This window comes from Lentzea albidocapillata, from assembly GCF_000719115.1.
GTDB classification, from domain to species: Bacteria; Actinomycetota; Actinomycetes; order Mycobacteriales; family Pseudonocardiaceae; genus Lentzea; species Lentzea albidocapillata.
The window spans coordinates 101,745-121,370 of sequence record NZ_JOEA01000006.1; the positions used below are offsets into that span (position 1 = coordinate 101,745).

Sequence of the window (19,626 nt, forward strand, 5' to 3'; positions counted from 1 at the left end):
CACTTCCTCTCGAATACAGGAAGCCGCCACGCAGCGGCCCCGACGCGGCTGGTGGCTCAACCGCTGCGGACACCACCGTACGGGAGGCGGCCGCCCAACAGGACAGGTCGTGAGGTCCATACCCGGACAAAGGGCGGGTCAAACGCATAGCGCGTCCCAACCGATCGTGGATCCGCGTTGTGCGGTCATCGGCGTACGACGAACGGTTGCGCAGGCAAGGACCCGCTCTTCCGTCGCGCTTCGGGCCCGAACAGCTCGGCGCGCCGTTTGGCCCAGTTAACGCTAAGGACCCAAACGGGACACGTGTTCTGAACCACAGTCGGACAGAATTCGTTCTCAGGGATAACGCCGGAGCCCCGGCACGCGACATCCCTGATGTCACGGAGGGACAGAAATGAGAACCGCCATGGAAACCCAGTCGCAGCAGGACGCAGAGTCCGATTCAGCGCTGCCGACCACGCCGTGCAGCGTGGTGTGGAGCCGGGGTCACGCCTACGTGCTCGAGGGTTTCCGCGCCCGCTGGGTGGGCCGCGACGACCGGGGCCGCCCGCACGCCATCACCGGCGCCGAGATGCAGCGCCGCGGCTGGACGCTCACCCACACAGCCTGAGCCGCACCCCGCAAGATCTGCATACCCGCAACCAGTCGCACAGCGAGCCGTGACGCCATCCGGCAGCCCTTGCGCAGTCACTCGTTTAGAGTGCGGGTGTGCGTGATCCGGCTGATCGCCTGCTGACGATTCCGAACCTGCTCAGCGTGCTGCGGCTGGCCGGTGTTCCGCTGTTCCTGTACCTGTTGCTCGGACCCCGCGAAGACGGCTGGGCGCTGCTCATCCTCGTTTTCGCGGGCTTCTCCGACTGGCTGGACGGCAAGCTCGCGCGCTGGCTCAACCAGATGAGCAACCTCGGCGCCCTGCTCGATCCCGCCGCCGACCGCCTCTACGTGTTCTGCACGCTGCTGGCGTTCGTGATCAGGGACATCGTGCCGCTCTGGGTCGCCCTCGTGCTCGTGGGCCGAGAGGTCGTCGTCGGCATCTGCCTGCTCGTGCTGCGGCAACGGGGCTGGGGCACGTTCGAGGTGACGTACCTGGGCAAGGCCGCGACCTTCAACCTGCTGTACGCCTTCCCGCTGCTGCTCCTCGCGCAGGGCGACTCGGGGTGGGCGCAGGTCGCCCAGCCGGTCGCCTACGCCTTCACGGTCTGGGGCGGAGCCCTCTACCTGTGGTCGGCGCTGCTGTACGTCTACCAGTTCTTCCTGGCCCTGCGGGTCACACCTCGCACGGTCGCGTGAAAAGATCACCCCATACAGGTTCAGCACGAGGAGCGCAGTCAGTTGATTCCCGAGGAGCTTCGTTACACCGAGGAGCACGAGTGGATCGCCAGCACAGGCGAGAACACGGTGCGCGTCGGCATCACCGACTACGCCCAGGAACAGCTCGGTGACGTCGTCTTCGTCCAGCTGCCCGAGGTCGGTCACACCGTGGCGGCGGGGGACACGTTCGGCGAGGTGGAGTCCACCAAGAGCGTGTCCGACCTCTACTCGCCGCTCGACGGCGAGGTGACCGCCATCAACGAGGCGTTGGTCCAGTCGCCGGACGCCGTCAACACCGATCCGTACGGCGAGGGCTGGATGGTCGAGATCAGGCTGAACGACCCCGAGGCGCTGGAAGGCCTGCTGGACGCGGACGCGTACAAGGCGTTGGTGGAGAAAGAGTGACGTCGATCTTTCGCCGGATCTTCGGCCGGAAGGGGAGCCGCGCTGAAGGCGGTGACCCCAACGCGATAGGTTTTACCGGAAGTGACGGATCCAGCAGCAGGAGGAGAGCTCAGGTGAGCACGAACGACGGCCCAGGCGTTCCGCCGGAGCAGTCCCCGGAGCGGACCTCCGTCTTCCGGGCGGACTTCCTCCAGGAGATGGAAGGCGGCGCCGAGGCGCCCGCACAGGAGCCGGCCGTTGCCGGTGTTGACGCCCTTCCCGCCGGTTCCGCGCTGCTCGTGGTGAAGCGCGGCCCGAACGCCGGTTCCCGGTTCTTGCTGGACCGCGACACGACGAGCGCCGGGCGCCACCCCGACAGCGACATCTTCCTGGACGACGTGACGGTCTCGCGCCGCCACGCCGAGTTCCGCCGGGAGAGCGGCGAGTTCGTCGTCATCGACGTCGGCAGCCTCAACGGCACCTACGTCAACCGTGAGCCGGTCGACCAGGCCGTTCTCGCGAACGGCGACGAGGTCCAGATCGGCAAGTTCCGCCTTGTCTTCCTGACGGGTCCCGGCTCCGCGGGAGCCTGACGCGTGACGGCCGGGCGGCCACAACGCGGGGTCTCGAGCATCGGGGCTGTGCTCGCGCAGCTTCGACCCGAGTTCCCCGACGTCACCATCTCCAAGATCCGCTTCCTGGAAGCGGAGGGGCTGGTCCGCCCGGCACGCACCGCCTCCGGCTACCGCCAGTTCAGTGTGGCGGACGTCGAGAGGTTGCGGTTCGTGCTGTCCGCACAACGCGACAGGTACCTGCCGCTCAAGGTGATCCGCGAGCAGCTCGACACCACCCCGGTGGACTCGGGCTCGATCTCGCGGCTCGAACTGCTGGCCCAGGCCGGTTTCAGCGCGGACCAGCTGTCCCAGCTGGAACGTGACGGTCTGCTGCGCCCCGGCCCCGGTGGCCGGTTCACCACCGACGACATCACCGCGCTCCGCACGATCCGGACGATGACCGGACTCGGCGTCGAGCGCGAGCACCTGCGCGCGGTCCGCGCGGCAGCGGATCACGAGGTGGTTCTGCTGAAGTCGTTCTCAGATACCGAGACGGTCCGGGAATTGGCAGACCTCTTCACCTCGTTGCACACGTTGTTGGTGCGAGCGGGCTTGCGCCAGTCCTGATCAGCCGATGGACGGTGCCTTCTTGATCACGATCTGCCCGCAATGATTGAGCACTGGGCCCGCTTGGCGGGTAGCGTCGGAGAGGTACGCCGGGGGATGCTCGGGTGTGAAACCGGGTCGTCCCCGAACGGATTAGAGGGAGGCGAGGCCCGATGAGCGAAATGCGTGTCGTCGGCGTGCGGGTGGAGCTGCCCCAAAACCAGCCGATCCTTCTTCTGCGCGAAACCGAGGGCGAGCGGTACCTGCCCATCTGGATCGGCAGCGTCGAGGCCACGGCGATCGCACTCGAGCAGCAGGGCGTTCGCCCCGCTCGTCCGCTCACCCACGACCTCCTCAAGGACGTCATCGGGGCACTGGGACGCAACCTCGAACAGGTCCGGATCACCGACCTGCAGGAGGGCACGTTCTTCGCGGAGCTCGTGTTCGACGGCGACGTGCGGGTCTCCGCGCGGCCCTCGGACTCGGTGGCGCTGGCGTTGCGGGTCGGCGTGCCGATCCACGCCGAGGAGTCCGTCCTGGCCGAAGCGGGCCTCATCATCCCGGACGAGCAGGAGGACGAGGTGGAGAAGTTCCGCGAGTTCCTCGACTCCATCTCCCCGGAAGACTTCCGTGGAGCGGATACCTGAGTTCGCACTCCGTTCGGCGAGTGCCTGAGGTCAGTTCGTTTGGATGTCCCTCGATTGGACTACTTACGGTCGTCATGACCGCTAAACGATCACTAAACGTCACCTGAACGTGCTTGTTCGGGTGACGGTATGACTCTCTACCTCAGGTTGAGAGTCGCAACTCCCCGCGCGTCGCGTTGACCTGCCATCGGACCGGTCCTACCGTCGAACTCGAGTGGACGTCGCTGCTTCGCGGAAGTGGACGCGGCGGCTTGACGGTCATGAGTTTCGTGGCCGTTCCGAGGGGAGGCAGGCGTGGTCGAGGAAGCGCCCTTGAGGGCCGAATCCGGGCTGCAGGGTGAACTGTTCCCGGACTCCTCGCTGCCGGACGAGCTCGTCGGTTACCGAGGACCCGCGGCGTGTCAGATCGCGGGCATCACGTACCGGCAGCTCGACTACTGGGCAAGGACCGGGCTGGTCGCGCCGACGATAAGGATGGCGCACGGCTCCGGCAGTCAGCGGTTGTACTCCTTCAAGGACATCCTGGTGCTCAAGGTCGTGAAGCGGCTGCTGGACACAGGTGTCTCGTTGCAGAACATCAGGGTCGCGGTGGACCACCTGCGCCGTCGTGGCGTGCAGGATCTGGCGAGGATCACGCTCTTCTCCGACGGCACCACCGTCTACGAGTGCACCTCGCCGGAAGAGGTCGTCGACCTGCTGCAGGGCGGCCAGGGCGTGTTCGGCATCGCGGTCAGCGGTGCGATGCGCGAGATCTCCGGCACGATCCACGAGTTCCCGGCCGAACGCGCGGACGGCGTCGAGATCGCCCCGATGACCGAGGACGAGCTGACCCGCCGGCGTCGCGAGCGTGCGACCGGCTGACCGGCCTGATGATCGTGGCCGACTGGCGCTGGTGAGTGGCCGGTCGGCAGAAGCGCCCGGATCTTGTTCTTCCGTAGCGTTTCCGGCATGACGCTCACCCCTTCCTACCAGGTCGTGAAGGTGCTGGCCGCGGCGACGAAGCGCGCGTTCCGGCTGGAGTTCGGCTTCCTCGGCACCGAGAACCTGCTGATCTCGCTGATCGACACCATCGGACCCGGCCGCAAGCTCGGCGTGAAGTCGCTGCGGGCCCAGGCGATGGCGCGGGGGCCGGAGCACTGGGCCGACGACGACGGTGGCGTCGTTCCCGAGGCTCATCCGGACGTCACGGCGTTGATGAACGCCGCCTGCGACCAGAGTCTCATCGGGACTGTGCTGCCCGTCAGCCGTGCGCTGGAGGAGTGTCTGCTCGCGGCGGTCGCCCAGGCCGGCGACGGCGTGCTGACCACGGCCCACCTCTCGCTCGCGTTGCTGGAGCAGCGTTCGGGACGTGCCGCCGACCTGTTCGTGCTGCGCGGAGTCGACGTCGAGGCGACGGCCGCCGCTGTGCGAGCCGATGCCGCGGGGCCGCACGCGGAGGTCGAGGAAGCGCCCGCCGTGCGGTTGCTGCGCAAAGCGGGAGCGTTGGAGGGGGAGTCCGGCGGCGGGTATGTGCGCTGGCTCGTCCGCTGGGTCGCGCGCGGCCAGGGCCTGGGCGGGCCGGTGCTGACCGTCGTGCGCAACGAGGCCGGACGGCTGGCCGTGGCCGCGAGGCGAGAAGTGTCGTCTCGCGACCTGGTGGAGGCGGTGGTGACAGTCGACCGCCAGGTGAAGGCGGCGGGCAGGAAGCTGAAGCCGGAGTTCGAGTCGGGCGGGGCGGCGGCACTGCGCGAGGCAGGGATCGACCTGGCCGCGTTGCCCGTCAGCGGCGGCAAGGTGGAGCGTGCGATGGAACGGGCGAAGCTCGTCGCGGCCCGGCGCGGGGACTCCGTCGTGGGCACCACGCACCTGCTCGCCGCGTTGCGCGACGACCCCGCGGACCCGGTCGCCGGGGCGCTCGCCGGTCTCGGCACTGAGATGTAGGTCGCGTCCCTAGGGACTACCTGAGCTGCCTGCGGGTATTCTTCTCGGGTAGTCGCTGAACTCAGGCGGGAGAGCCCGGGCTTCGAGCCCGGCGCCGAAGGAGCAAGTCCCTCCCCGGGAACCTCTCAGGCATCCAGGACCGCCAGAGTGAGACGCCTCTGGAAAGTGGAGTCCCCGCAGGGGAATCCCGCCGACGGTGAAAGCCCATCCTCGTGGTGGGTGAACCTCTCAGGCGCCCTTCGGGGTACGGACAGAGCGGGGAGGGCACAGGACACGTGTGCCCTCAGCCACTCCCGGAGGCGTTTGATGACGCAGGACCGCATTCCGCTCGCCGCTCTCGAGCACGGCACCCCGTTCGCCGACCGCCACATTGGTCCGCGCCCCGCCGAACTCGCGCGCATCCTCGATGTGATCGGCGTCGGTTCGCTCGAGGAGCTGGCACAGCACGCGGTGCCTTCGTCCATCCACGAGCGCGACCTCGTGCTGGACCTGCCCGCCCCGGCCACCGAGACCGAAGCGCTCGCGGAACTGCGTGAGCTCGCCTCGCAGAACCGCCCGATGACGCAGATGATCGGCCTCGGCTACTACGACACCGTGACGCCGGGCGTGATCCTGCGCAACGTGCTCGAGTCGCCCGCCTGGTACACCGCGTACACGCCGTACCAGCCGGAGATCTCGCAGGGCCGGCTCGAAGCGCTGCTGAACTTCCAGACCATGGTCGGCGACCTGACGGGCCTGCCGGTCGCGAACGCGTCCATGCTGGACGAGTCGACCGCCGCCGCCGAGGCGATGACGCTGGTGCGCCGCGCCGGCAAGTCCAAGTCGAACAAGTTCGTCATCGACGCCGACACGCTGCCGCAGACGCTGGCCGTCATCGAGACGCGCGCCGAGCCGCTGGGCATCGAGATCGTCGTCGCGGACCTGTCGCAGGGCATCGAAGGACTCGGCCTCGGCGGCGACTTCTACGGCGTGCTGCTGTCGTACCCCGGCGCGTCCGGTGTGGTGCGCGACCAGGCCGCGTTGATCGAGGAGATCCACGCCGCCGGCGCCCAGGCCGTCGTCGTCGCCGACCTGCTGTCGCTGACGCTGCTGCGCGCGCCCGGTGAGATCGGCGCGGACGTCGTCATCGGCACCACGCAGCGCTTCGGCGTACCGATCGGCTTCGGTGGCCCGCACGCCGGTTACATGGCCGTCCGGTCCGGTCTGGAGCGTCAGCTGCCCGGCCGTCTCGTCGGTGTCTCCGTCGACGCCGACGGCTCGCTGGCCTACCGCCTGGCCCTGCAGACGCGCGAGCAGCACATCCGCCGCGAGAAGGCCACGTCGAACATCTGCACCGCGCAGGTGCTGCTGGCCGTGATCGCGTCCATGTACGCCGTCTACCACGGCCCCGAGGGCCTGCGCGCCATCGCGACCCGCGTGCACCGCCTGGCCACCGTGCTCGCCACGGGCCTGTGCGAGGCCGGGCTCGACGTCGTGCACGGCGAGTTCTTCGACACCGTCCAGGTGCGCGTCGAGGGCCAGGCCGCCGCCGTCTTCGAGAAGGCGCGCGAGGCCGGCATCAACCTCCGCAAGGTCGACGACGACGTCGTGGCAATCGCTTGCGACGAGAAGACGACGCGCGCGCACATCCTCGCGGTGTGGGAAGCCTTCGGTGTCACGGGGTCCGATGTGGACGCCATCGACGCCGACACCGCCGACGGCATCCCGGCCGACCTGCGCCGCACCTCGGACTACCTGACCCACCCGGTCTTCCACGCGCACCGCTCCGAGACCGCGCTGCTGCGCTACCTGCGCGCGTTGTCCGACAAGGACGTCGCCCTGGACCGCAGCATGATCCCGCTCGGCTCCTGCACGATGAAGCTGAACGCCACCGCGGAGATGGAGTCCATCACGTGGCCGGAGTTCTCGACGCTGCACCCGTTCGCGCCCGTCGAGGACGCCAAGGGCCTGCTGAAGATCGTGTCCGACCTGGAGGCCTGGCTCGCCGAGGTCACCGGCTACGACGCGGTGTCGCTGCAGCCGAACGCCGGTTCGCAGGGTGAGTTCGCCGGCCTGCTGGCGATCCGCGCCTACCACCGCGCGAACGGCAACGCCGCCCGCGACGTCTGCCTGATCCCGTCGTCCGCCCACGGCACCAACGCCGCGTCCGCCGTCATGGCCGGCATGCGCGTCGTCGTCGTGAAGTGCGACGACAAGGGCAACATCGACATGGGCCACCTGCGCACCACGGTCGCCGAGCACGCCGACGACCTCGCCGCGATCATGATCACCTACCCGTCGACCCACGGCGTGTACGAGGACACCGTCCGCGAGGTCTGCGGCCTGGTCCACGACGCGGGCGGCCAGGTGTACGTCGACGGCGCGAACCTCAACGCGTTGATCGGCCTGGCCCGCTACGGCAAGTTCGGCTCGGACGTCTCGCACCTGAACCTGCACAAGACGTTCTGCATCCCGCACGGCGGCGGCGGCCCCGGTGTCGGCCCGATCGGTGTGAAGTCCCACCTCGCCCCGTTCCTGCCGAACCACCCGCTGCAGCCGACGGCAGGACCGGCCACCGGTGTCGGCCCGATCTCGGGCGCTCCGTGGGGTTCCGCGTCGATCCTGCCGATCTCCTGGGCCTACGTGCGCATGATGGGCGGCGACGGCCTGCGCCGCGCGACCCTGACCGCCGTGGCCGCCGCGAACTACGTGGCGCGCCGCCTCGACGAGCACTACCCGGTCCTCTACACCGGTGAGGGCGGCTTCGTCGCCCACGAGTGCATCCTCGACCTGCGCCCGATCACCAAGGCCACCGGCGTGACGGTGGACGACGTGGCCAAGCGCCTCGCCGACTACGGCCTGCACGCCCCGACGATGTCGTTCCCGGTCGCCGGCACCCTGATGGTCGAGCCGACCGAGTCCGAGGACCTGGCCGAGATCGACAGGTTCATCGACGCCATGATCGCCATCAAGCGCGAGATCGACCGCGTCGGCGCCGGCGACTGGCCCGTCGAGGACAACCCGCTGCGCAACGCCCCGCACACCGCGGCCTGCGTGACCGTCGGCGAGTGGAACCACCCGTACACCCGCGAGGAGGCCGTGTACCCGGCCGGTACCGGTGCTCCGAAGATCTGGCCGCCGGTCCGCCGCATCGACGGCGCGAAGGGCGACCGCAACCTGGTCTGCTCCTGCCCGCCGCTCTCGGCCTACAGCAGCTAGTACTTGAGAGGAACGGGCGCACTCGTGAGTGCGCCCGTTTTTCATGCTCCGGCGGGGCAGGCGTCGTCGCCGCAGTTCTCGTCGACGCTCAGACCCGGCTTGTTCAGGTCGTGCTCGAACGCGAAGTGGAAGCACTCGGGGTGCATCCGCTCGAACAGCTCGAAGTCCTCCTGGTCGAGCTCGACCGTCTCACCACAACGCTGGCACGTCTGTTCCTCTGACACCGGCTGATCGTCTCACCCGCGCCGCGCGAACAGGACCGCCCCGTCCTCACCTAGCAGCCACCGCGCCTCGACGGTGAACCCGGCCTCCCGCAGCCACTCCGCGACCCGTTCGGGCTCGCGCAGGTGGACGTGCACGCGCATCGGGTGCCCGCCGTAGCCCCGCGTCTTCAGCCGGGTCTCGTCGCCGACGTGAAAACCGAGCTGCAGCAACCCGTCCGGCCGCAACGCCTCCCGGAAGTGTCCGAACACCGCGGGCACCTCGTCATCGGGTACGTGGATCAGCGACCACCACGCGATGATCCCGCCGACCGGGTCGCCGAGCGGCTCGGTCATCGACCCCACCTCGAACCGCAGCCCGGGGTGGTTGCGCCGGGCCAGCGAGATCATCGCGGGGGAGAGGTCGATCCCGAACGCGTCCACGCCGAGCTCGTTGAGGAGCGCGGTGATGGTGCCCGGCCCGCAGCCGACGTCCGCGACGGGCCCGCGCACCTCCTCCGCGAACAACCGCAGCGCCGCCCGCAGGTGGGGCAGACCGTCCAGGAGGTCGCGCGTGTGGTCGGCATAGCTGACCGCGACCGTGTCGTAGGAGTCGCGCGTGTCCGCCAGCCAGTCGCTCACGCCGAAGGAAGTTACTCCTCGAACGGCTCCGGCCGGTGCCGTCCGAACAACGCCAGCGCGGCGATCCAGACGTCCGGATCGCCGTCCCAGTCCAGTGCCTTGATCTGGTCGGCCGACCGCCGCCCGCCGATGGCCCGCATCAGCTCGAACGACGTCGTCCGCAACGTCCCGGCGGGCTCGCCGTGCCCGAGCACGCGGTCGCCGTGCTCCAGCGTGATCCGCAACGCCGGCACGTCGTTCTCCCGCATCCGCTGGTCGAGCTGCTGCAACGGCCGCACCAGCGCCGCCCGCACCTCGACGCCGTCCCGCGCGCCCGGCACCCCCAGTGCCGCACGGAGGTCGTGCTCGTGCGCGATCACCTCCGCCATCAGGACCGGTCCCATCGGCGTGTCGAACAGCGGCCGGGTCGGCTCCAGGTTCGCGTCCCACTCGGCGAAGGCGTCGGCCAGCGAGTTGTCGCGGCGGTCGCGCACCTGCCGTTCGCCCCACTCGCCCGACTCGACGCCGTCGAACCGGCGGTCCGCGAAGTCGCGCAGACCGCCGGCGAGGTGTGCCACCACGTCCTTGACCGACCAGCCGGGCGTCGCCGCCACGGGTGTCCGGGGATCAGCGCCGGAGACCAGCGCGGTGATCCGTTCCTTGGCCGCGTCGTAGTGAGGGGCGTTGGTCATCGTCAGACCTCGTACTCCAGGGTGTAGGTGCCGCTGCCATCCTCCGCCCAGTTCACCGTCACCGCACCTCGCGCGTTCAGGTACTTCCCGGTGCCGTCGACGATCTCGATCACGGCCTCCACAGAGGACCGATACGCGCCGACGTGCCGCAGCACCAGCGTGCCCTCGTCCGTCGTGATCTCCTCGATCGCGGTCGTCCACGCCACGTCGTCGCCGTAGTACATGAGGTACCGGCAGCTTCCGACGCCGCTGACGTCGCCCGCGTACCCGAACTGGACGTGCGCCTCGGTGAGCTTGCGGCCCTCGACCTCCTTGTAAGACCGGCCGTCCCAGGTCTTCTCGTCCCAGCTCTTCACTTCGATGGTTCCGGTTGCCTTCATGTGGACCACTCTGCTGGCAATTCCTGACAGATCGTGTCAGGTTCATCCCGTGAAATCCGGCAGGCTTCTCCAGGTCCTCCTGCTCCTGCAGTCCAGGGGCCGGATGACGGCCGACGAACTGGCGTCCGAACTGGAGGTCTCGCCGCGCACGATCTACCGCGACGTCGAGGCCCTCTCGGCGTCCGGCATCCCGATCTACGCCGACCGCGGCCCGGCGGGTGGCTACCAGCTGATCGACGGCTACCGCACCCGGCTGACCGGTCTGACGACCGGCGAGGCGCAGTCGCTGTTCCTCGCCGGCCTCCCCGGACCCGCCGAGGCGTTGGGGCTGGGGGAGTTCGCGGCCGCCGCCCAGCTCAAGCTCCTCGCCGCCCTCCCGACCGAACTGCGCGGCAAAGCCGAGCAGATCCGCCAGCGCTTCCACCTCGACACCCCGACGTGGTTCCGCGGCGACGAACCCACCGAGCACCTCGCCGCGATCGCCGACGCCGTCTGGGAGCAGCGCCGGGTCCGCATGACCTACCGGCGCTGGGGCAACCAGACCGTCGAGCGCGAGGTCGACCCGTACGGGCTCGTGCTGAAGGCCGGCACCTGGTACTTCGTCGGCAGCGGCCGCACCTACCGCGTCTCGCGCGTGCTCACGCTCCAGGCCACGCCGGACACGTTCGACCGTCCCGGCGACTTCGACCTCGCGCGGTTCTGGGCGGAGTGGTCGGAGCAGTTCGAGGCCCGCATGTACGGCGAGCGCGTCACGGTCCGCATGACGCGCTCCGGACTGGACAAGACCCAGTACCTGCTCAGCGGCTACCAGGCGCGCGTCATCCGGGACGCCGCACCCGAACCGGGGGAGGAGTTCGGCTTCCCCACCGAGTCGAACCGGCACGCTGTCGCTGACCTGCTCAAATTCGGCGCGGACGTGGAAGTCCTGGCACCGAACGAGGTCAGGCACGACATCGTCGAGACAATCAAGGCGATGCAGGACGTCTACAACGATGCGAAGCTACCCGCATGGTTCCGCTGATTGCGTTGAACAACGGAGTACGGATCCCCCAACTCGGCTTCGGCGTCTACCAGGTGCCGGAGGACCAGGTGGCCGGTGCGGTCACGACGGCCATCGAGGCCGGCTACCGCAGCATCGACACGGCCGCGGCCTACGGCAACGAGTCCGGCGTCGGCGACGCGATCGCCGGCGTGCCGGACCTGTTCATCACGACCAAGCTGTGGAACGCCGACCAGGGCCACGACGCCACGCTGCGCGCGTTCGACGAGAGCATGCGCCGCCTGCGCCTCGACGTGCTCGACCTCTACCTCATCCACTGGCCGACGCCCAAGCGCGACCTCTACGCCGACTCGTGGCGCGCCTTGGAGAAGCTCTACGCCGACGGCCGCGTGCGCGCGATCGGCGTCTCGAACTTCCACACACCACACCTGCAGCGCCTGTTCGACGAGTTCCCGACCACCCCGGCGGTGAACCAGATCGAGCTGCATCCGTTGCTGCAGCAGGAAGAGATGCGCAAGGTGCACGCGACGCACCGCATCGTCACCGAGGCGTGGTCACCGCTGGCGCAGGGCGGAGCGTTGCTGCGAGAGCCCGACATCGCGGGCCTCGCCGACAAGTACGGCAAGACCCCGGCGCAGATCGTGCTGCGCTGGCACGTCCAGCTCGGCAACGTCGTGATCCCGAAGTCCGTCACGCCGTACCGGGTCAAGGAGAACATCGACATCTTCGACTTCGAGCTGGCGCAGGACGACATGCTCGTGATCACCGAGCTCGACAACGGGACCCGCACCGGTCCGGACCCCGACCGCTTCAACGCCGCCTGAGCGACCGGTCGCGCTCGGTCAGGCCTTCGTCGACAGCACCTGACCGAGCGCCGCCTCCACGCCGTCCACGTTCTCCACCACCGACACCGACCCGCCGGTCGTCTGCGCGATGTCCGTCAGCGCCGCCTTGTCCACCTCGCCGCCGATGGCGATGAAGCTGACCGGCAGGTCCGTCCCGTGCAGCTGCGCCTTCAGCGCCGCCAGGTCGATCCCGCCGTCCGAGGTGCCGTCGGTGATCACCACGACCCGGTTGACCCGCCCGGCCACGAACCCGTCGTGCGCCGTCTCGTAGCAGGCCGCCAGCGCGCTGTAGAGCTGCGAGCCGTCCGCCGTCTTGAGCGCGTCGATCGACCTGCGCAACGCCTCGCGCTTCTCGCTGACGGGACCGGTCGCGACGAGCTGCTTGTGCGGCTTCGACCCGTCGAGGTCCCGGGCGAACTCCCACAGCCCGAACGACCCCGACACCGACCTGTCGACCTGGCCGAGCAGGGCCGCCTTCACCTTGTCCAGCCTGGGTTTCATCGACGTCGAGACGTCCGTCAGCACCGTGACGACCTGCCCGCCGCGGTCTGCCGACGCCCACGCCGAGGAGATCTGCTGCGTGGTCGTCGCGTCGGCGGCGACCAGGTTCTCCGTGACGGGAGACCAGGACACGCCCGGCGAAGGCGACGGACGGTCCTGAGTGGACTCCACCCGCAAGCCGCCGCGCGCCAGGATCGCCTGCTGCGGGGGATCGGTCATGAAGTCGCGGAACGCCTGCGCCGCACGCACTTCCGCCTCGCCGACCTCGCTGCCGCCCAGTGCGACGTACGGGAAGTCCGCCATCGGAGCCGGTCCGGTGGGCAGCACGCCCACCAACGGCTTCGACGGGGCTTCCTTGCCCGTGTTGTGCTTGAACAGGTCCACTTCGGACACCGGCGTGGCGGAGAAGCCCGCCGCGTTGACCGTCGCGCTGTCTCCCAGGCGCCGCAACGCGTCCCGTGTCGTCGGCGGAACCTCCGGCGGCACCGTGGCGGCGAGCTTGGACAGCGCGGCCTTCGCGGCGTCCGATCCGAGCGACTCCGCGGTGACCGGACCCTTGCCGCCGGCCAGCGCCGCCTGGATCGCGAGCGCGGACGCCGTGTTCGCGGCCGGATCGGGCATCGCGACGCTGAACCGGCCCCAGGACTGGCCGTACTTCGTCCAGTCCGTCACCTCGGGCAGGTCCGACCAGCGGAAGTCCTTCAGCACCGGCGCGGCGGCCTCGGGAGCCGCGAGCAGCACCGGCGACGTGCCGACGGACTTCGGCGCGGAGCCGACCAGCTTCGCGTTCAGCGCGGACAGCCGGTTCGCCCAGAGCGTCGAGTCGGGCAGCCACGCGTGCGGGCGCTTGCCGAGCTTCTGCTCGTCCCACGCCGTCGTCAGGCCTTCCAGCACCGCGGAGGAGTCCGCGGAAGTCACTTCGATCGCGATGCAGTGGTCGTACACAACGGGCCGTGTCGCGCTGTACGCGTGTGCGACGTCCCGCACGGCCTCCGCGACGCTGGGCGTCACGGAGATGCGCAGCACGGAGTCGCCCTCGCTGCAGTTCTCGGCCAAGGCCTGCGAGCGCTTGTCGAGCACGCCGCCGGCCCACGACAGGGCCAGCCAGCTGAGACCAAGCAGCACCACGAGCACGACGATGAGCACGGGCCATTTGGCGATTCCGCGCTTCACCTTCGCCCGCAGAGCGCGGTGTCGAGACATCGATCCCTCACAACTACTCAGCGGCCCCCGACGACCGCCAATCACGCTAACAGGTGAACTTCGTCAGCGAAGTGAAGTCACTCCATGTATCGACTGGCAAACGAAGATGAGCCGTTCTCGCAACGGTCGTGCCTGCTCAGCGAACTCGGCCTGCCGCCGGACGTACTCCGCGCGCCCCTCCGGCGTCTCGATCCGCACCGGGGAGTACCCGAGCCCGGCCAGGTCGTACGGGGAGGCCTGCATGTCGAGTTCGCGCACGTCAGCGGCCAGTTCGAAGCAGTCGGCGACGAGATCGGACGGCGTCGCCGGTTCCAGTTTATAGGCCCACTTGAACAGGTCCATGTTCGCGTGCAGGCACCCTGGCTGTTCGTTCAGCAACTGCTCGTCACGAGTGGGCTGCAGAGCGTTACGCGGCCGAGCGGGTGGCGTGAAGAACCGGAACGCGTCGAAGTGCCCGCACTGGATCCGGCTCGCCTCGACCACCTGGTCCGTGCCGTCGCTGTCGAGCCTGAGCGGCCACGCGTTGTGCCGGACCTCCTCGGGCTGCTGCCGGTAGACCATCGCCCACTCGTGCAGTCCGAAACAGCCGAGGCGGGCAGGCCTGCTCAGCGTCGCCGTGAGCAACCCCTGGACGAACTCCAGCGTCTTCGCCCGCTGTCCCACGAAGCTGTCGACGTCGAGCGTGACGCCCTCGGACGTGGCTTTGTAGTGCGGGAACTCCAGGTACTCCGCCGCGTCCTCGAGAACGACGCCGGGCCCCGGATGCCAGCGTTCGAGCCGCACGGGCCGATGGCTGTAATAGGTGAAGAGGAAGTCCATGACCGGGTGCTTCTCTTTGCGAAGCTTCCGCTCCTGATGCGGCCCGGTGAACCTGCGCATGCGTGCCACGTGCGAGTCGCGCAGATGGTGCCATTCGGCTCGGGTCAGGACTTCCACGGGCGGTTACCGTACAGGGCTAAAGCGGCGGCACGAGCCCGGTGAACGTCCGCGCGCCGTTGCAGTGCGGGCACTCCCGCCCGTTGTCGACGGTCCGCGGCGCACCACCGATGATCGCCAGCGTCGGCGCGGCGATGTAGCTCGCGCCCCCGCACAGGTGGCACACCGTGCGCGGCTCGGGCGTGACGGCGAAGAGGTCGTCCGGGTCTTCCTCGTCCTCGAAGTCGTCGTCCTCGGCGAACTCGTCCTCGTCGTCCTCACTCATGCCGCCCAACTTAGTGGGTCAGCTCCGGCGCACGAGTCAGTGACTCGGATGTGGCTTCCTCGCCGCACGCCGCGCACACCACCCGTGGCTCCAGTACGGCGCCGCACGAGTGTTCCCACACGAGGGGGAGAGGCCCCTCCGTCACGTACGCGTCGCCCCACTCCTTGAGCATGAGCATCACGTTGTGCAGCGCGCGCCCCGAGTCCGTGAGCAGGTACTCGTGCCGTGGCGGGTGCTCGGAGTACTGGTGCTTCTCCAGCACCCCGGCGGCGACCAGCTTCTTCAGCCGCACGGTCAGCACATCGCGTGAGGCGCCGGTGTTCGCGGCGATCTGGTCGAAGCGGGTGACACCGAGGAAGACCTCGCGCAACGCCAGCAGCGACCAGCGTTCGCCCACGACTTCGAGTGCGTTCGCGACGGAGCAGCTTCGAGGTGCCATGTGACCATCCTATCAGTGAGTTGGAAAATCAAACTTACGTCGCTAACGTGAGTTGGGAAAGCCAACTTAGGAGGTAGGGGTCATGGACTTCAACGGTGTGGCAGTGCTGGTGACCGGAGCCAACCGCGGGCTCGGCCGGGCGTTCGCGCAGGAGTTCGCGAAGCGCGGGGCGAAGGTCTACGCCGGTGCGCGCAACCCGGCGTCCGTCGTGGACGAGGGCGTCGTCCCGGTCCAGCTGGACGTGACCGACGACGCCTCCGTAGCGGCCGCGGCGAAGGAGCTCGGAGACGTCTCCATCGTCATCAACAACGCCGGCGTGCTCGTCGCGGGCGAGGACGTGGACAGCATCAAGGCGGAGTTCGAGGTCAACTTCTACGGCCTCGTCCGCACGACGGACGCGTTCGCGCCCATCCTGAAGGCCAACGGCGGCGGCACCCTCGTCAACGTCCTGAGCATCCTGTCGTGGTTCGGCCACCCGGCCTGGCGCGGCTACGCGGCGTCGAAGGCGGCGGGCTGGTCGCTCACGAAGTCGACGCGGGAAGCGTTGCGGGAGCAGGGAACCAACGTCATCGGGGTGCACGTGGGCTTCATCGACACCGACATGACGGACGGCCTCGACGCACCCAAGATCGCGCCGGAGGACGTCGTCTCCCAGGTGCTGCAGGCTATTGAGAACGGTGACGAGGAAGTGCTCGCCGACGACGGCACTCGCGCGGTGAAGGCTTCACTGGCCTCTTGAGGCGTAGGTGCTCAAGATCCCGAGGAGGGCAGGGCCCCGTCCTCCTCGGGGGCAGACCACATCAGCCTGTTCGCGAGATCGGCGTCACGAGCTCTCCGGAGCTTCGTACTTGACTTTGTAGCGCAGGTGCGTGACCGAAGCGCTCTCGATCACCGAGAGCGGACCCTCCAGCTCGTACCCCTTGCCGGGCGCGAAGAACGGCGTTCCCCCGCCGAGGATCACCGGCACCAGGTCGAGGAAGATCTCGTCCACCAGGCCCGCGTCGATGGCCTGCCGCGCGATCTCGCCCGAGTTCAGGCCGACGGCTTTCTCTCCGGCGTGCTTCTGTGCCACCGCAACGGCTTCCTCGATGCCGCCGCTGACGAACGTGAAGTGTTCGTTGTCCTCCAACGGCCGATGGGTGAGCACGACGGTGTGCACGCCCATCGGATGCTGGCCATCCCAGCCGTTGGTGAAGTCGTAGAGCCTGCGCCCCACGACCAACGCGCCGGTCGTCTGGATCAGCCCGGCGAAGTAGGCGGCGCTGGCCGGCGTGAGGTTGACGGTCATGGCGCCGGTCGGGACCGTGAACGCCACGTCGCCCGCGTCGTACCAGGCGAACAGCTTGTCGAAGCCGGAGAAGTCCGGGCCCGAGACGTAGCCGTCGATCGAGGTGCTGGCGCCCGTGTAGACCTTGCTCATCTTGTGCCTCCCTGTTGTGGTCCTTCGCAGGGACGTCGAACGCCGCCGTCCCCGGATCGACATGGGTCGGAGAGGCACATACCGGGGCTCGGGCAGGACGCCTGCTCGACGCCCTCGTCTAGACCCAGCGCACGTGCGTGCCGTCCCGCACCGTGCCCACGTACTCCTCCAACAGGTCCTCCATCGCGACGACACCGAGCACGGTGCCGTCCGCGCTCACCGCGCGCGCGAGGTGCGACTGGGCCCGGCGCAACGCGGTCAGCGCCTCGTCCAGACGGGCCTCGGCAGGCACCTCGGGCAGCCCGCGCACCCGGTCACGCGGCACCGACGTCTCCGCGCCCTCCAGGTCCAGCACGTCCTTGACGTGCAGGTACCCGATCAGCCCGGCGTCGGCGAGCACGGGGAACCGCGAGAACCCGGTCTCCGCGACGGCGGCCTCGATCTCGCCCACGGTCGGCGACGCGGACACCGTCGTCAGCCGGTCCAGCGGAACCAGCACGTCGGCCACCGTGCGCGCGGCGGACGACAACGTCTGCGCCAGCCGCCGGTGTTCCGAGTCCTCCAGCAGGCCCTCGGAGCGGGACTGGGCGATCAGCAACGCCAGTTCGTCCGGCGTGTAGGCCGACTCCAGCTCGTCGACCGGCTCCACGTCGAACCGGCGCAGCACCCACCGTCCCACGGCCGTGAACAGGGCCAGCGCGGGCGCGATCATCCGCGAGAACCCGTAGTGCACCGGGACCAGCCACACCGCGGCCCGCTCGGGACCGGCGATCGCCAGGTTCTTCGGCACCATCTCACCGAGGATCGTGTGCAGCGCGACGACGATGACCAACGCCACCGCGAACGCCACACCGTGCACCACGGCCAACGGCAGCCCAACGGCTCTGAGGGGCCCCTCAAGAACGGAAGCCAGCGCGGGTTCGGCGATCGCGCCGAGCCCGAGAGAGCACAGCGTGATGCCCAGCTGCGCGCCCGCGATCAGCAACGGCAGCTCCTGCGACGCCTTGATCGCGGTACGGGCGCGGGCGGACCCCTTGTCCGCCAGCGACTCCAGCCGGTCCCGGCGCGCGGTGATCACCGCGAACTCGGCACCGACGAAGAACGCGTTGCCGGCCAGCAGGAAGGCGATGATGAGGAAGTTCACGAGGACGCCACCACCCGAAGCTCGGCCACGCGGTGCTTGTCCATCCGCATGACGGTCACCCTCCACCCGTCGACGCGAATCTCGTCGCCGACGTCCGGAATCCGGCCGAGCCGCGCCAGCACCAGGCCGGCCAGCGTCTCGTAGTCGCCCTCGGGCATCTGGAACCCGGTCGCGTCGGCCACCTCGTCGTCGCGCAGCAGCCCGGACACGATCCAGCTGTCCGAACCCAGCGACCGCACCGGTGCGGCCTCACCGCGGTCGTGCTCGTCGCGCACGTCGCCGACGATCTCCTCGATCACGTCCTCCAGCGTCACCATCCCGGCCGTGCCGCCGTACTCGTCGACGACCAGCGCCGTCTGCAGCCCGGAGGCCCGCAGCCGGTCCAGCAGGGCATCGCCCTCCAGCGACTCCGGCACTGAGTACACGGGCCGCGTCACCGCCGACAGCGGCGTGGACGTGCGCAGAGCGGCAGGCACCGCGAACGCCTGCTTCACGTGCACGATCCCGCTCACCTCGTCCAGGGAGCCGTTGTGCACGGGGAACCGGGAGAAACCGGTCTCCCGAGCCTTCAGCACGAGGTCCGCGACCGTCGCGTCGCCCCGCAACGCCTCGAGCCGCACGCGCGGCGTCATCAGCTCGCCGGCCGTCCGGTCACCGAAGCGCAGCGACCGGTCCAGCAGCACCGCGGTGCTCCGGTCCAGCGTGCCGTGCTCGGCCGACGTGCGCACCAGCGCGCCCAGCTCCTCGGGTGACCGCGCGGACGCCAGCTCCTCGACCGGCTCGACACCCATGCGCCGCACCAGCCAGTTCGCAGAGTTGTTCATCCAGCTGATCAGCCAGCGGAAGACCGTGGAGAACCCGGCCTGGAGGCCGACCACGCTCCGCGCCGTCTCCAGCGGCCTCGCGATCGCCAGGTTCTTGGGCACGAGCTCGCCGAACACCATCGACAACGCCGTGGCGATCGCCAGCGCCAGGGCCAGCGACACACCGTCGGCCACGGTCGCGGACGCGCCGAGCGCCGTGAGTCCGGGCTCGATCAGGTTCGCGATCGCGGGCTCCGCGATGTAACCGGTGATCAGCGTGGTCAGCGTGATGGCGAGCTGTGCGCCGGAGAGCTGGAACGAGAGAGTGCGATGCGCACGGTCGATGGTGTGCGCCTTGGCGTCGCCCACCTCGGCCACGTGACGTTCGACGGTGCTTCGTTCCAGCGCGGTCAGCGAGAACTCCGCCGCCACCGCGATGAAGGTGCCCGCGGTCAGTGCCACGACGGCGACCAGACCGAGCACGCTCAGAAGTATTCCGGTCACCTACGCGCTCCAAGCGAGCGGATGACCGGGTTGGTATGCCAGCCAGGGCCAGA

General features: G+C 69.2%; 23 protein-coding genes and 1 riboswitch. Of the genes, 12 read left to right on the top strand and 11 right to left on the bottom strand.

What is annotated here, in order from left to right:
• The first annotated feature begins 394 nt into the window (after positions 1-394).
• From IG04_RS0110045 to gcvP, 9 genes are all read left to right on the top strand, one after another.
• Positions 395-610: a hypothetical protein gene (locus IG04_RS0110045; protein ID WP_245816435.1), complete on the top strand. Its 216-nt coding sequence runs from the start codon at positions 395-397 to the stop codon at positions 608-610.
• 98 nt (positions 611-708) lie between these two features.
• On the top strand, positions 709-1,290 hold the full coding sequence (clsA, locus tag IG04_RS0110050) for a cardiolipin synthase ClsA (protein WP_030476300.1): 582 nt from the start codon (positions 709-711) through the stop codon (positions 1,288-1,290).
• Between the two features lie 42 nt (positions 1,291-1,332).
• Entirely contained in the window at positions 1,333-1,716 is a 384-nt protein-coding gene (gene gcvH / locus IG04_RS0110055; protein WP_030476301.1) for a glycine cleavage system protein GcvH, read from the top strand.
• A 113-nt stretch (positions 1,717-1,829) separates the two neighbouring features.
• Positions 1,830-2,288 carry a glycogen accumulation regulator GarA gene (garA, locus tag IG04_RS0110060; protein ID WP_030476302.1) on the top strand — a complete coding sequence of 153 codons (459 nt, stop codon included), beginning with the start codon at positions 1,830-1,832 and terminating at the stop codon, positions 2,286-2,288.
• A 48-nt stretch (positions 2,289-2,336) separates the two neighbouring features.
• Complete coding sequence (locus tag IG04_RS0110065; RefSeq protein ID WP_084401804.1) at positions 2,337-2,876, top strand: MerR family transcriptional regulator; 540 nt, start codon at positions 2,337-2,339, stop codon at positions 2,874-2,876.
• Positions 2,877-3,028: 152 nt separating this feature from the next.
• Positions 3,029-3,502, top strand: coding sequence for a bifunctional nuclease family protein (locus IG04_RS0110070; protein ID WP_030476304.1), 474 nt, complete (start codon positions 3,029-3,031; stop codon positions 3,500-3,502).
• Between the two features lie 294 nt (positions 3,503-3,796).
• Positions 3,797-4,363 (top strand): MerR family transcriptional regulator, encoded by a 567-nt coding sequence (locus IG04_RS0110075; protein ID WP_030476305.1) that lies wholly within the window; start codon positions 3,797-3,799, stop codon positions 4,361-4,363.
• 87 nt (positions 4,364-4,450) lie between these two features.
• On the top strand, positions 4,451-5,422 hold the full coding sequence (locus IG04_RS0110080) for a Clp protease N-terminal domain-containing protein (RefSeq protein ID WP_030476306.1): 972 nt from the start codon (positions 4,451-4,453) through the stop codon (positions 5,420-5,422).
• A gap of 56 nt (positions 5,423-5,478) precedes the next feature.
• A riboswitch (glycine riboswitch) is annotated at positions 5,479-5,574 on the top strand.
• A 154-nt stretch (positions 5,575-5,728) separates the two neighbouring features.
• Positions 5,729-8,620: an aminomethyl-transferring glycine dehydrogenase gene (gene gcvP, locus IG04_RS0110085; protein ID WP_030476307.1), complete on the top strand. Its 2,892-nt coding sequence runs from the start codon at positions 5,729-5,731 to the stop codon at positions 8,618-8,620.
• 41 nt (positions 8,621-8,661) lie between these two features.
• Here the strand turns inward: gcvP and IG04_RS0110090 are convergent, their stop codons facing one another.
• Genes IG04_RS0110090 through IG04_RS43860 form a run of 4 tightly spaced genes read right to left on the bottom strand, consistent with a single transcriptional unit; the run spans position 8,662 to position 10,513 of the window.
• Positions 8,662-8,844, bottom strand: coding sequence for a hypothetical protein (locus IG04_RS0110090; protein ID WP_030476308.1), 183 nt, complete (start codon positions 8,842-8,844; stop codon positions 8,662-8,664).
• A 12-nt stretch (positions 8,845-8,856) separates the two neighbouring features.
• Complete coding sequence (locus IG04_RS0110095; protein WP_030476309.1) at positions 8,857-9,462, bottom strand: class I SAM-dependent DNA methyltransferase; 606 nt, start codon at positions 9,460-9,462, stop codon at positions 8,857-8,859.
• 11 nt (positions 9,463-9,473) lie between these two features.
• Positions 9,474-10,133 carry a maleylpyruvate isomerase family mycothiol-dependent enzyme gene (locus IG04_RS0110100; RefSeq protein ID WP_030476310.1) on the bottom strand — a complete coding sequence of 220 codons (660 nt, stop codon included), beginning with the start codon at positions 10,131-10,133 and terminating at the stop codon, positions 9,474-9,476.
• A 2-nt stretch (positions 10,134-10,135) separates the two neighbouring features.
• Positions 10,136-10,513, bottom strand: a complete 378-nt coding sequence (locus IG04_RS43860) for a DUF3224 domain-containing protein (protein WP_144065517.1) — start codon at positions 10,511-10,513, stop codon at positions 10,136-10,138.
• 49 nt (positions 10,514-10,562) lie between these two features.
• Here IG04_RS43860 and IG04_RS0110110 point away from each other — a divergent pair, with 49 nt between their 5' ends.
• Together IG04_RS0110110 and IG04_RS0110115 are read left to right on the top strand one after the other, a co-directional pair.
• Positions 10,563-11,534 carry a helix-turn-helix transcriptional regulator gene (locus IG04_RS0110110; RefSeq protein WP_030476312.1) on the top strand — a complete coding sequence of 324 codons (972 nt, stop codon included), beginning with the start codon at positions 10,563-10,565 and terminating at the stop codon, positions 11,532-11,534.
• Complete coding sequence (locus tag IG04_RS0110115; RefSeq protein WP_030476313.1) at positions 11,522-12,337, top strand: aldo/keto reductase; 816 nt, start codon at positions 11,522-11,524, stop codon at positions 12,335-12,337. Before IG04_RS0110110 ends, IG04_RS0110115 begins: the two co-directional genes overlap by 13 nt.
• 18 nt (positions 12,338-12,355) lie before the next feature.
• Here IG04_RS0110115 and IG04_RS0110120 read toward each other — a convergent pair whose 3' ends face one another.
• From IG04_RS0110120 to IG04_RS0110135, 4 genes are all read right to left on the bottom strand, one after another.
• Complete coding sequence (locus tag IG04_RS0110120; protein ID WP_030476314.1) at positions 12,356-14,062, bottom strand: vWA domain-containing protein; 1,707 nt, start codon at positions 14,060-14,062, stop codon at positions 12,356-12,358.
• Positions 14,063-14,125: 63 nt separating this feature from the next.
• Positions 14,126-14,998 carry a hypothetical protein gene (locus IG04_RS0110125; RefSeq protein ID WP_030476315.1) on the bottom strand — a complete coding sequence of 291 codons (873 nt, stop codon included), beginning with the start codon at positions 14,996-14,998 and terminating at the stop codon, positions 14,126-14,128.
• A gap of 19 nt (positions 14,999-15,017) precedes the next feature.
• The gene (locus IG04_RS0110130) at positions 15,018-15,263 is read right to left on the bottom strand and encodes a hypothetical protein (RefSeq protein WP_084401880.1); all 246 of its coding nucleotides are present in this window, start codon (positions 15,261-15,263) and stop codon (positions 15,018-15,020) included.
• A gap of 10 nt (positions 15,264-15,273) precedes the next feature.
• The gene (locus tag IG04_RS0110135; protein ID WP_030476317.1) at positions 15,274-15,702 is read right to left on the bottom strand and encodes a winged helix-turn-helix transcriptional regulator; all 429 of its coding nucleotides are present in this window, start codon (positions 15,700-15,702) and stop codon (positions 15,274-15,276) included.
• 82 nt (positions 15,703-15,784) lie between these two features.
• On the opposite strand from IG04_RS0110135, the gene IG04_RS0110140 reads away from it, so the two are divergent.
• Entirely contained in the window at positions 15,785-16,441 is a 657-nt protein-coding gene (locus IG04_RS0110140; protein WP_030476318.1) for an SDR family oxidoreductase, read from the top strand.
• 84 nt (positions 16,442-16,525) lie between these two features.
• Here IG04_RS0110140 and IG04_RS0110145 read toward each other — a convergent pair whose 3' ends face one another.
• From IG04_RS0110145 to IG04_RS0110155, 3 genes are all read right to left on the bottom strand, one after another.
• A complete protein-coding gene (locus tag IG04_RS0110145; protein WP_030476319.1) occupies positions 16,526-17,122 on the bottom strand; it encodes a dihydrofolate reductase family protein in 597 nt (198 codons plus the stop codon).
• Between the two features lie 118 nt (positions 17,123-17,240).
• A complete protein-coding gene (locus IG04_RS0110150; protein WP_030476320.1) occupies positions 17,241-18,266 on the bottom strand; it encodes a hemolysin family protein in 1,026 nt (341 codons plus the stop codon).
• Positions 18,263-19,573, bottom strand: a complete 1,311-nt coding sequence (locus IG04_RS0110155) for a hemolysin family protein (RefSeq protein ID WP_030476321.1) — start codon at positions 19,571-19,573, stop codon at positions 18,263-18,265. The genes IG04_RS0110150 and IG04_RS0110155 overlap by 4 nt, the downstream gene beginning before the upstream one ends.
• Positions 19,574-19,626: the final 53 nt, after the last annotated feature.